Annotated in this window: 7 protein-coding genes; all 7 read left to right on the forward strand. The window is 34.8% G+C overall.

From position 1 onward, the window contains the following. Window positions 1-59 precede the first annotated feature (59 nt). The 7 genes from OZP07_RS07195 to bglX all read left to right on the forward strand — a co-directional run bounded on the left by OZP07_RS07195 (window position 60) and on the right by bglX (window position 12,925). Complete coding sequence (locus OZP07_RS07195) at window positions 60-2,804, forward strand: helix-turn-helix and ligand-binding sensor domain-containing protein (RefSeq protein ID WP_281637795.1); 2,745 nt, start codon at window positions 60-62, stop codon at window positions 2,802-2,804. Window positions 2,805-3,046: 242 nt separating this feature from the next. Then, window positions 3,047-6,058 (forward strand): SusC/RagA family TonB-linked outer membrane protein, encoded by a 3,012-nt coding sequence (locus tag OZP07_RS07200; RefSeq protein WP_281637796.1) that lies wholly within the window; start codon window positions 3,047-3,049, stop codon window positions 6,056-6,058. 4 nt (window positions 6,059-6,062) lie between these two features. Continuing rightward, on the forward strand, window positions 6,063-7,520 hold the full coding sequence (locus OZP07_RS07205) for a RagB/SusD family nutrient uptake outer membrane protein (RefSeq protein WP_281637797.1): 1,458 nt from the start codon (window positions 6,063-6,065) through the stop codon (window positions 7,518-7,520). A gap of 16 nt (window positions 7,521-7,536) precedes the next feature. Beyond that, entirely contained in the window at window positions 7,537-8,436 is a 900-nt protein-coding gene (locus OZP07_RS07210; RefSeq protein WP_281637798.1) for a LamG domain-containing protein, read from the forward strand. Between the two features lie 72 nt (window positions 8,437-8,508). Then, entirely contained in the window at window positions 8,509-9,900 is a 1,392-nt protein-coding gene (locus OZP07_RS07215) for a glucoamylase family protein (protein ID WP_281637799.1), read from the forward strand. Next, a complete protein-coding gene (locus OZP07_RS07220; protein ID WP_281637800.1) occupies window positions 9,901-10,614 on the forward strand; it encodes a carboxylesterase family protein in 714 nt (237 codons plus the stop codon). Window positions 10,615-10,624: 10 nt separating this feature from the next. Next, window positions 10,625-12,925 carry a beta-glucosidase BglX gene (bglX, locus tag OZP07_RS07225; protein WP_281637801.1) on the forward strand — a complete coding sequence of 767 codons (2,301 nt, stop codon included), beginning with the start codon at window positions 10,625-10,627 and terminating at the stop codon, window positions 12,923-12,925. Window positions 12,926-13,173 lie beyond the last annotated feature (248 nt).

Here is a 13,173-nt window from a genome sequence, read left to right on the forward strand (position 1 = left end):
CTTTTTTTTGTGTTTTTAATTGAATAAATGTAATTATATTTGATAAAAAACTCTACATTTTGAAAGCTAAACTATTCCTTATATACATTTTTGGGTTTATCTCACTGCAGATTTCGGCTCAGGAACTGCTGCCTTTTGTTGAAAATTACAGCAAATCAAATTATCAGGGAGATAATCAGATCTGGAGCGCTGTACAGGGTAATGACAATGCGATGTATTTTGCCAATAATAATTATTTGCTGCGGTATGATGGCGTAAAATGGGAGAAATATAAACTGCCGAATAAAACAATAATCCGATCCATAATGGTTGAAGGGAACAAGATTTATTCGGGTTCTTATCAGGAGTTTGGTTATTGGTACCGAAAAGATGCCAAGATGCATTATGTTTCTATTTCCAAAGGGAAGAAAGTCTTTGATGAAAAGAATAATAATGACGAAATATGGAAGATATTTAAGTTTAATGGTAAAATTTATTTTCAATCCTTTAACGGTCTTTTCATTTATGACGGAAAAGTCATTAAAGAGAAAAAAATTCCTTTTTTAATATCCTATTGTTTTGTTGTTGGGAATGAATTACTGATTGCTTCGGTAGAAAAAGGAATTTACAGACTGATTAATGGAGAAATAAAAAAAGTAAACGGGCTGTCGCTTTTAGAAAATAATGTAATTCATTCCATTCAGAAATATCAGGCGAAAACTTATTTTTTTACCAAAAAGCACGGAGTTTATGTGTTTGAAAATAATGTTTTGAGCCCTTGGAAAAATGATTTGAATGAAATTTTAAAATCGGCCAATATTAATGCTGCTCAATTTATTAAAAAGAATAAACTGATTATTGGTACTGCAAATAATGGCGTTTATATTCTAGATCTGACTGATGGTACTTATAAGAATATTAATAGAAATAATGTTCTTATGAACAATTCTATTTTGAGTATTGGTCAGGACAAAGAAAATGATCTATGGCTAGGTCTGGATAACGGAATTGCCCATATCGAGGTAAATTCTCCGATTTCAATATTTTATGATAATTCAGGGATTCTGGGCTCGGTCTATTCGGTGGCAAGTACTCCGGAAGGCTATCTGATGGCTTCCAATCATGGTGTCTTTAAATACGAAAACAAACATCTTTCTTTGATTCCCGGTACGCAGGGACAGGCCTGGGTTATAAGTAAAATAAACGATCAATATCTCATTGGACATAACGAAGGCACATTTATTTATAAAAATGGCTTATTCAGCAGATTGAGTGATATTAACGGAGGATGGAATCTTGCCAAAAGCGGCATTAATAATTCCTATCTGCAGGCTACTTACAGCGGTGTTGTTGTTTATAATGATGCCAATAATCTAAAGGAAAAGCAAGCTGTAAAAGGATTGCTGAAGCCAATTAAATATCTTGCTCAAAACAGGAAGAATGAAATTTGGGCAGCAGATATTAATAGAGGTTTATATCGTATTTTATATAATGATGCCTATGAAACCAAACCTGATAATGTTACCCAGCGCAGTAAAATAAGCAATGACTTTGGGGTTAAAATATTTGAGTTTAGAAATGAAATTCTCTTTTTGATTAATAATTCCTGGTATACATTCAATTCTATAACTAATCAATTGGAAGCAAATCAATTGTTTAATGATAATTTTAAAAATGTTTCAAATATTGTTTCCATCGATGAAAACCATTTTATGGTACTGCAGGATGGACTTTTGTATCATATTTATGCTAAAGGATCTAAGTTTGTCAGAAACAGTATTCAGGAGAAATATTATAAAGGAAAAATTATCAATGACAATCTCAAGATTTTTAAAGATAAAAATAACTACCTGCTGAATCTCGATGACGGTTTTATTTCTTTGGATTTAAAGGACAATACTAATGAAAATGCTGATGTAAAGATTGAAGCTTTTAATAATGGCATTTTAGTTGAAAATAATTCGAAAATTAGACACAATTCAGAGTTGAGAATTGATGTGATTTCAGGTGTTTATGGTGCTTCGAAACCGGATTTGTTTTACAGACTAAATGGCACAAAGGAGTATGTGCCAATAAAAGAAGGTCTGATACTTTTGAACAATCTCAACAGCGGTTCCCATGAAGTAACGGTTTATAATAATGATGGACTGCATTATAATAAAGCAGCTGATTTTCAATTTTCGGTAGCCAATGCCTGGTATTATTCATTTTGGATGATTTGTGTTTATCTTATCGTGGCTGGACTCATTTTATATCTTTATTATAAATGGAATAAGATGAAATATATTCAGAAGCTTAAACTGCAGAAAGAAGAATTAAAGCATCAAAGAGAGATTCTTGAAATGGAATTGAAAGCCGAGAATGAGTTAAACAGACAGGAGTATGAAAAACACATTCTGGAGCTTGAACTTCAGTCTAAATCTTCTGAAGTAGCTGGTAAATCGCTTTCTATTGCTAAGCAGAGTGAAATGATTGAGAATATTCAGAATATATTGGATTCCGAATCCGATTTCAATAAGTTAAAAAGCGAAATTAAAAAAGCCATAAAGATTAACGCCGTTAATAAGCATGAATGGGAGACTTTTGAAACGAATCTAAATCAGATTAATAATGAATTCATAATCAATCTTTCAAAAAAATATCCAAACCTAACTTCCAAAGATATTAAGCTCTGCGTATACTTGAAAATGAATCTTTCTTCCAAAGAAATTGCTCCTATGATGAATATTTCTTTCAGAGGGGTAGAGCTTCATCGCTATCGTTTAAGAAAAAAATTGGAGCTAAATCAGGACGAAGTACTTTCAAAATTTCTATTATCAATATAAAAAGGGGTATTTATTTATTAATAACATACTTTTTCTGTGTTTTTATTATGTAATAACAACACATCATTACTACATCATTGCTCTTGGATGTAGTACTTCTTGATCTTTGTTAACTACTTAAAAACAAGGGTTTATAAAAATAAAAATACAGTTTGATGTATTCATGTAGTACCTGTGTTACGGTCACTACAACGTTGTAATTGGTTAATTTAGCTCAACTAACTAAAACGTTTGATAAACCTATGAGAAATTTTATTTTTAGCTTCTTAGCTCTTATTCTGCTTCCAGGATATATGTCTGGCCAAGCTGTAAAAGGAAAAGTATTGGATCAGAACGGACTTGCTATTCCCGGCGCATTTATTGTTGCTGGAAATGTGTCCACTGATACCGATTTTGATGGAAAATTTAGTATAAATGCCAAAGAAGGCGATATATTAAAAATTAGCTTAGTCGGTTTCGAATCTGTCTCAGTCACAGCAGTTTTGACACCAATGACTATCACTTTAAAGGAATCCCAGGACACCGCGCTGAAAGAGGTTGTTGTCATTGGTTATGGTACGAGAAAGAAGATAGACAATACTACAGCTATCTCTTCCATAAAAGCTGAGGAAATTACCAAAACCAAAGTATTGAATGCTTCGCAGGCCATTCAAGGTAAAGCGGCTGGTGTACAGGTAATTTCATCTGATTTACCGGGCAGTACGCCTTCGGTAATTATTAGAGGTATGGGAACTGCTTTAGGAGGACGGACTCCCTTATATGTTGTTGATGGAATGCAGACAGAAAACATCAATAACATTAATGCAAATGATATTACTTCTTATGAAATTTTAAAAGATGCGTCTGCGCTTGCAATTTATGGTACAAGGGCAGCTAATGGAGTAATCATTATTACGACTAAAAAAGGTAAAGGAGAGAAAATATCTGTTGAAATTGAAAGCTTTGCAGGTATGAGAGAACCTTTGAAAAAGGTTAAAATGGCTGGTAGTAATAAATTTGCTCACTATACGAATGCGGCATTACAATCGACAGTATTTTCGCAGGATCAGCCTGTAAATACAGATTGGTTTGACGAAATTACAAGAACAGGAACTTATATTCAAAATAACATTTCTGTTTCTGGAGCATCAGAAAATATAAAATACTTTTTCAGTTTAGGAAACTACCAAGAAAAAGCAGTTTTAGATGGTTTAGATTATGGACGTACAACTTTTAGAAATAATAATGAATTTAAAATTTCTAAAAAACTGACTGTAAATCAAACTTTCAGTTTTACATCTGCAAAATCTGCACCAAAACCATTGAGTGCTTTTACAAATGCATACAAACAATCACCAATTGTGCCGGTTTATTTTGCTGATGGTAAATATGGTGTTTCCCGTGTAGGAGATGATGGTTTTGCCAGCGAATCCGGATCTTCATTTAATAATGTTGGAAATCCAGTGGCTCAACTAAATTTTTATGATGAACAGCAGAGAAGTGTAACCCTGCAGGGTGGTTTAAAATTAGATTATGAAATTTTAAAGTCATTGAAATTTACTTCACAATTTAATGGTGAATATTATACTTGGAAACAGTATAATTATGATGATACTAAAAATATATGGTTAGCAGCAAACCCTAACAAGGTATCTGGTGATTATGAGAAAGAATTTCCAAATGCTAATATCAATTTATTGACAAAAGGCAGAGAGGAATATTTTAATTGGAATTTATCTAACTATTTGACTTATAATAAAATTTTTGGAAAAATTCATGATGTGGAGCTTACAGCTGGTATCGAGACTTCAGTAAGGGGTCCTAGAGAAAAGCTGACAATAGCTAGAAAAAATGTTAATTCAAATTCTAATTATTGGTCTTTGAAAGGAGATAATGATTATGAAACAAATATTACAAGTTACCAGGATGAGGTTTTTAATGAAACTAAATTGGCATCTTATTTTGGCCGATTCCAGTATAAATTAATGGAGAAATATTTGTTAACTGGAACCATTAGACGTGACGGATCTTCAAATTTTGGAAAAGATTACCGCTGGGGTAATTTCCCTGCCTTTGGTTTAGGCTGGGTTATGTCCAAAGAAAGCTTTATGCAGGATGTGAAAGTAATAAACATGCTGAAATTAAGAGGCGGCTGGGGTAGATTAGGTAACCAGAACGTACCGCTTAACAATCAATCGTATACTTCTGGTCCTAATGCTTATTTAGGAGGTTCAATTTTAAATCAGGGAACAACTATCAGCTCTCAGATAGATCCTAGTCTATCCTGGGAAATAACTGAAGAATCTTCAGTTGGTTTAGATTTTGAACTATTAGACAGCAGATTAAAAGGAACTTTTGATGTATATGATAAAAATACTTCAAATGTAATTTTAAATACTAAACCCTATTTTACTTCTGGAATCACAGCAGCTTCACCAGCACATGTTGGAGAAGTTTCCAACAAAGGATATGAGATTTCTTTGCGCTGGGATGACAAAATTACAGATGATTTCAGTTATTGGATCGGCGGTAATTTTTCGAACAATAAAAATGAGCTTACAGGTTTAAAAGATGTTATATTAACGCAGCTTATTGGAGGAGGATTAGGTAATGGACAAGATACTAAATTACTTGATAACACTACAGTTGGTCAGCCGTTAGGAAGTTTTTACATTTATGAATATGCAGGTTTTGACAGCACAAATGGTAAAATGTTATACTATAATGCAGCAGGAGATAAAGTAACTCAAGATGCTTTAAGTGCTAGTACTGATAAAAAGTATGTTGGATCCAGTCTGCCAAAATCGAATTACGGTGTTTCTTTAGGATTCAATTACAAAAACTTTGATTTCTCTGTTGATGGATACGGAACTGCAGGTGCTAAAGTTTATAATGGTAAAAAAGCACAGCGTTTTTCTGGAGAAAATATTGAAAATGCTATCGCTTCAGATTTTTGGACACCAAATAATTTAACAGCTTCAAATCCTGCACCATTCAATCAGGTGCCTGTAGCTTCTACTTATTATTTAGAGTCTGGTGATTTCTTTAGAATCAACAATATTACATTAGGATATAAACTGCCAATTCAGGGGAATAATTTTATTAGTTCCTGCAGAATTTATGTGAACGCGATAAATCCATTTATTACACAAAAATTCTCTGGTTTCTCACCTGAATTAAACGGAGATGCTAATCCTTACGGAAGTCAAGGTGTTGAACTTGATGCTTATCCAACTTTAAGATCATTTGTAATTGGTGCTAATTTAAAATTTTAATACAATGAAAAAGATATATATAGCAGCGTTTGTATTTTCAGCGTTCTTTTTTGCGGGTTGTGCAGACGATTATTTAGATGTAGACCAAACAGAGTCTATTTCTACAAAAGATATAGAATTATACAACAATGATGCTGGTGCAGCTCAGTTTGTAACGGCCATTTATAATAAATTCCTGAATTGGGATATGACCTCATTCGGATGGATAGGCCTTTCAAGTATTACTTCTGATGATGCCGATAAAGGTTCTTCACCTGGAGATACCGGTACTGATAAGGATGTATTAGATGCATTAACTTATAATGCTTCAAATCCATCTGCTGAAAGTACTTTTATTGCAAATTATGATGGAATTAACAGATGTAATCAAGCCTTAAATATTATTCCAAAATTAGATAAGGCTGATCCAAATTTAAGAGCCAGATTAATTGGCGAAGCTAAATTTTTAAGAGCTTTTATGTATTTTACGCTGGTAAAATGTTACGGTGGAGTACCAATTGTAGATCATTTGCCGGTTCCTGGTTCAGATTCTGATAGAATCATGCAGCTGACTCGTAAAACGTCTGCAGAAGTTTATGCTTTTATTGAAAATGATTTGAATGATGCAATTGCTGCGTTACCAGATAGATCAGCTTATTCAACAAATGAAAGATCAAGAGCTTCAAAAGGTGCTGCTTATGCATTATTGGCAAAAGTCAGTTTATACCAAAAGAAATGGCAGCAGGTAGTTGATAATGCTAATAAGGTTACAGGGTATTCAATTGTTAGTGATTATGCTTCTATGTTTAAAGCATCAGGAAAATTTGATTCTGAATCTATTTTCGAAATTTATGCGCAGGGAGCTGCACCAGCCAAAGGAATTGAAGGTTATTCTAACACACAAGGTGCCCGCGGTGCCGGTGGCTGGGGATGGGGTTTCAACACGCCATCACAAAGTTTAGTAAATGCTTATGAGTTTGGAGATGTTAGAAAAGCTGCTACAATCATTTTTAGAGGATCGACTTTATATGATGGAAGAGTTGTTCCAAATACAGTAGAAAACGAAAGATACAATTATAAAGCGTATTCGTCAGCTTATACCGATGCTTGGGAAACAGATGTTGATATTAAATACTTAAGATACGCCGAAGTTTTATTAATGAAAGCCGAAGCTTTAAATGAATTGGGACAGACCTCTGCTGCAATTCCGCTGTTAAACCAAATCAGAAACAGAGCAGGATTAGGAAACACAGCTTTTAGTTCACAGGCAGATATTAGAACTGCAATATGGAGAGAAAGAAGAGTAGAAATGGCTTTTGAACATGACAGATTCTTTGATTTAGTGAGAACAGGTCAGGCCAAAGCAGCTTTTGCCATAGACAATAAAGTCTTTACCGAAGGCAAAAACGAATTGTTTCCAATTCCAGCTTCATTTATTAAACAGTCTGGCGGATTATCTAAACAAAATCCGGGTTATAATTAATTCTAAAAAAAGTAAAATGAAAAAACATACATATATTTTCTTGCTTTCTTTTGTTTTGGCTTCTACAGTTTTTGTGAGCTGCGAGGATAGTATAGATAAAACGAACAGTCCAATTCCTTATGAGCCAATTGGAGGTTATGAGAACTCAGATGAAATTGCTAAAGATCATTTATTGGCTAAATTTAGTTTTGATGGTAATATTCAAGATTCCAAAAATGCTATAACTGGCGGCGTAGGAACAGATGTTACGTATGAAACTGGGGTAAAAGGTAACGCTTATAAAGGATCTGCAAGTTCATTTATTACATATAATACCGTTTCTAACGCTGTAATTAATTTAAAAAATATTTCAGTTTCAATGTGGATAAAAACCGATCCGCATACTGGAGGCGCACAATCATTGTTTATGCTTCCAAAGAAAACAGATTTCTGGGGAAATATTTTTTCTTTGATTGAAGCGAATGATTCAAATACTTCGATGTTTCTAAAAAATCATATTCAGAAAGATGTAACGCCTAGTATTCCTTGGTCAGGACAATTTATTGAGCATAAAGATGATAATATTTTAAAGAATATGTATGGATCATGGAAACATATAGTTTGGACATATAACGGTACAAGTTCTACTTATAGCATATATATCGATGGTGTAAAATTAGATTTACCAGCTACAATCTCGAAAAGATACGCAAGTGATCCTTCAACTGGGGGCGGACCTTATGGAGAATTGTCTAATTCTGAAGTTTCGAAATTTATTATCGGTGGTTATCAGCAGCATTTAGGAACTCCATGGGGTAATCCTGATGGATGGATGCTTCATTATACAGGTTTAATGGATGAATTCAGAATTTATGATACTGCACTTGCTGATAATGAAGTTACAGCTTTATACAAATTAGAGAAAGATAACAGATAAGAATTCATTTTGCACACCTGATTTGTTCAAAAATCAGGTGTGTATTTTTTTACCCATTAAATTTTTATAAAAATGAAAAGTCATTTATTCATATTGATTTTTTTGAATTTCTTTAATTCATGTTCCTCATCACCTTCTGATGGAAATGGTAATAGCGGAGGTACTCCATTACCAACAACTCCAACAGCACCAATCATCGCTTTGACAGATGAACAAGCCATGGATCAGGTTCAGAAAGATGCCATAAAGTACTTTTGGGATTATGCTGAATCCAATTCCAAATTAGGGAGGGAACGCTACCATACAGAAGACCCTGGATTCGAAGCTAATAAAGTAACCACTGGAGGTTCAGGTTTTGGATTAATGTCTTTGATTGTTGGAATAGAAAGAGGTTTTATTCCAAGAGCCGAAGCCGTTACCCGAATGACCACAGCCATGGATTTTCTCGATAAAGCAGATCGTTTTCACGGAGCTTGGTCACATTGGATAGACGGAACCACAGGAAAAGCAATTTCTTTTGGGAATAAAGATGACGGAGGAGATATCGTTGAAACCGCTTTTTTGTGCCAAGGATTGATTGCGGTGCGTGAGTATTTTAAAAATGGAAATACTGCTGAAAAAGAATTGGCAGCCAAAGCAGACAAACTTTGGAAAGGGGTAGAATGGAGCTGGTATACCAATGGTGAAAAAGCGATGTACTGGCATTGGTCACCTACGTATCAATGGGAAATGAAATTCAAATTAGAAGGTTATAATGAGTGTTTGATTGCTTATATTTTGGGAGCTGCTTCAACAACGCACCCAATTCCTGTAGCTGCTTATCATGAAGGCTGGACACGAAACGGAACCATTGCAACTGGGAAAACGCAGTATGGAATCCCATTAGTATTCAAATACAATACTGTCAGCGGAAATGCAGGACCTCTGTTTTGGGCACAGTATTCGTATTTAGGATTAGATCCTTCGCAATTGTCTGATAAGTATGCCAATTATTGGGAATTAACACAAAATCAGGCAAAAATTATTTACAGTCACTGCGTTGCTAATCCAAAAAATTGGAACGGTTATTCCGAGAAATGCTGGGGACTCACAGCAAGTTATTCCCGAAATCCAGACGGAACAACAGGTTATTCAGCTCATGATACCGATAATGATTTGGGCGTAATTACGCCGACAGCAGCATTGTCTTCTTTTCCATATACTCCAAAAGAGAGCATGAAATTTTTGCATTATTTGTATGATGAAAAGAAAAGTACTTATGTGGGAATTGCAGGACCTTACGATGCTTTTTCGCCACAATACAATTGGGTTACGCCTCGTTATCTCGCAATAGACCAGGGAACAATTGCTCCAATGATTGAGAACTACCGCACAGGTTTGATTTGGAAGTTATTCATGAATGCGCCAGAGGTAAAACAGGGCTTGACAAATCTTGGATTTCATTCTGGTAAATATGGATTTTAGATGAAAATAAAAATAACGCTATTAATGCTGATGTTCTCTGTATTTGGCTTTTCGCAAAGTGAAATTACAGGAAAAATTAAAACGGTTATTGAAATAAAGTATGAACTAGGTTATGTACTGCATAAACCGGCGAATATAAAAGATAAAAAACCATTGATTGTTTTTATTTCTGGAGATGGTGAAAAAGGAACTGATCTTGAAAAAGTAAAAATTCACGGACCTTTAAAGTATTTGAAAACTCACGAATTAGATGCTTATGTCTTAGCACCGCAGTGCAAAGAAGATGAAAATTGGAATATCGAATCTATTTATCAATTGATCGTGAAAATCCAGAAAGAAAACAATATTGATTCGAGTAAAATTTATGTGACAGGTTTAAGTTCTGGAGGGTGGGCAACATGGAATTTAGCTCTTTCATATCCTGATGTATTTGCAGCAGTTATACCTATTTCGGGATTTGTGGATTTGATTCAGCTGGAAGGGATTTGCAAAATTGCCAATATTCCAACCCGGATTTTTCATGGTTTATTGGATGATGTAGTAAATGTGGATTATGCAGTTTCAGTTTATAAAGAACTAAAAAAATGCAATGCAAAAGACGTTCAATTAACCATTTTTGATGACGCAGGTCACGATAGCTGGACAAGAGTTTATGACAACCCAGAAATTTATGACTGGATGTTTAAACAGATAAAAACGAATACAAATAAATAAAAATTACAGAATGAAAAATACATTAGTCTTACTTTTTTTAGGTTGTGCTGTTTTGGGTTTCGCTCAAAAAAAGAGCACTAAAACTACCGTAAAAATTAAACCTAAAACCGAATTTGTTGCTGAGCTGTTATCCAAAATGACTTTGGAGGAAAAGCTGGGACAGTTGAATTTACCAACATCGGGAGATATTACAACTGGCCAGGCGAATAGTTCGAATGTTGCAAAAAATATAGCAGAAGGAAAAGTTGGCGGTCTGTTCAATATAAAATCGGTACAGAAAATTAAAGAAGTACAAAAGATAGCTGTTGAAAAAAGCCGTTTAAAAATTCCGTTGCTTTTTGGTATGGATGTTATTCACGGTTACGAAACTACTTTTCCTATTCCGCTTGGATTGTCTTGCACTTGGGACATGAAGCTAATCGAAAGAAGCGCCCAGATTGCAGCACAGGAAGCAAGTGCCGATGGTATTAATTGGACTTTTTCTCCTATGGTTGATATTTCTCGTGACCCTCGTTGGGGAAGAATTTCAGAAGGTTCCGGTGAAGATCCGTATTTGGGAAGCCAGATTGCCAAAGCGATGGTAAATGGATATCAGCAGCATGACCTTTCGAAGAACAATACAATCTTGGCATGTGTGAAGCATTTTGCATTGTATGGCGCGCCCGAAGCAGGACGTGACTACAATACAGTTGATATGAGCCATATTCGGATGTTCAATGATTATTTTCCGCCTTACAAAGCAGCTGTCGATGCTGGAGTTGGTTCGGTTATGGCATCTTTTAATGAAGTGGATGGAATTCCAGCTACTGGAAATAAATGGTTAATGACAGATGTTTTAAGAAAACAATGGGGTTTTAAAGGTTTTGTAGTTACTGATTTTACAGGTATTCCCGAAATGATAGCGCATGGTATGGGCGATCTGCAGACTGTATCGGCTATGTCTTTGAATGCCGGAGTCGAAATGGATATGGTAGGCGAAGGATTCTTGACTACTCTGAAAAAATCTTTGGACGAAAAGAAAGTTACTATAGAGCAGATCAATAATGCGGTAACCTTAATTCTGAATGCAAAATACGATTTAGGATTATTTGAAGATCCTTATAGATATTGTGATGAAAAAAGAGCAAAAACTGAAATTTTTACCGCTTCAAGCAGAGATGAAGCTCGAAAAACAGCAGCGCAGTCATTGGTTCTGCTAAAAAACCAAAATCAGTTACTGCCTCTGAAAAAATCGGGAACTATTGCGCTTATTGGTCCATTGGCGGATGCCAAAAACAATATGTCAGGAACTTGGAGCGTGGCGACTAATGGAGAAAAATGCATTTCATTATTGACAGGAATTCAGGAAGTTGCTGGGAAATCTGCTAAAGTGTTATATGCCAAAGGAAGCAATCTTGATTATGATGAAACTTTTGAGACCAATGCAACGATGTTTGGCAAAACCTTAAACAGAGATAAACGTTCCAAAGAAGAAATGCTGGCCGAAGCTTTGAAAACTGCAAACCAAGCCGATGTCATTGTGGCAGCATTAGGAGAATCTGCAGAGATGAGTGGGGAAAGCAGCAGCCGAACCAATCTGGAAATTCCGCAGGCGCAGAAAGATTTATTGAATGAATTACTGAAAACAGGAAAGCCTGTAGTACTTGTTTTGTTTGATGGTCGACCATTAGTTCTAAATGATGAAAATGCTACCGTTCCAGCCATTTTGAATGTTTGGTTTGCTGGCAGTGAAGCTGGTTACGCCATCGCCGATGTTTTGTTTGGTGATGTTAATCCTTCAGGAAAATTAACGGCAACTTTTCCAAGAAGCGTTGGTCAGGTGCCGATTTATTATGCGCATAAAAATACAGGAAGACCTTTGGCTAACACTGAAGGTAAATTCGAAAAATTCAGGTCTAATTATTTAGATGAAAGAAACGAACCTTTATTCCCTTTTGGCTACGGATTAAGTTATACCAATTTTGAGTATTCAAACCCGAAAATTTCATCGGATAAAATGAATGCTGACGGAAAAGTAACTGTGAGTATAGAAGTTGCCAATACTGGAAATTATGATGGAAAAGAAACAGTTCAATTGTATATTAAAGATGTTGTAGGATCGGTAACAAGACCAGTTAGAGAACTTAAAGCATTCCAGAAAATAACTCTTAAAAAAGGAGAAAAACAAACCGTATCATTTGATATTACTATAGAAGATTTAAAATTCTATAATTCTGATTTAAAATTTGCTGCTGAACCTGGACAGTTTGAAGTTTTCGTTGGAGGAAACTCAAACGCAGATCATAAGGTAAGTTTTAATTTAGTTAATTAAGTTGGTTAGTAGTTTGGTCTGCCCTTCGTTTTTGGTTAGACGAAGGGCTTTTTTTTCAATTATTATTTAGGATAAAATATTTTAAATTCTTCCAAACTTGATTGTTTCAGATTGATTGCCGTGTGAGGATAATGTCATTAATAAGGCTTTAATTTATTCTCGCAGAGATGCGAACGCGCAAAGTTAAGATGGTTTTTTGAGTCTTAGTGTCTTTGCGAGAATATATTTGGACAAATTTTAGTTTCAAA

Origin of the sequence: Flavobacterium marginilacus (assembly GCF_026870155.1) — a bacterium.
GTDB lineage: Bacteria > Bacteroidota > Bacteroidia > Flavobacteriales > Flavobacteriaceae > Flavobacterium > Flavobacterium marginilacus.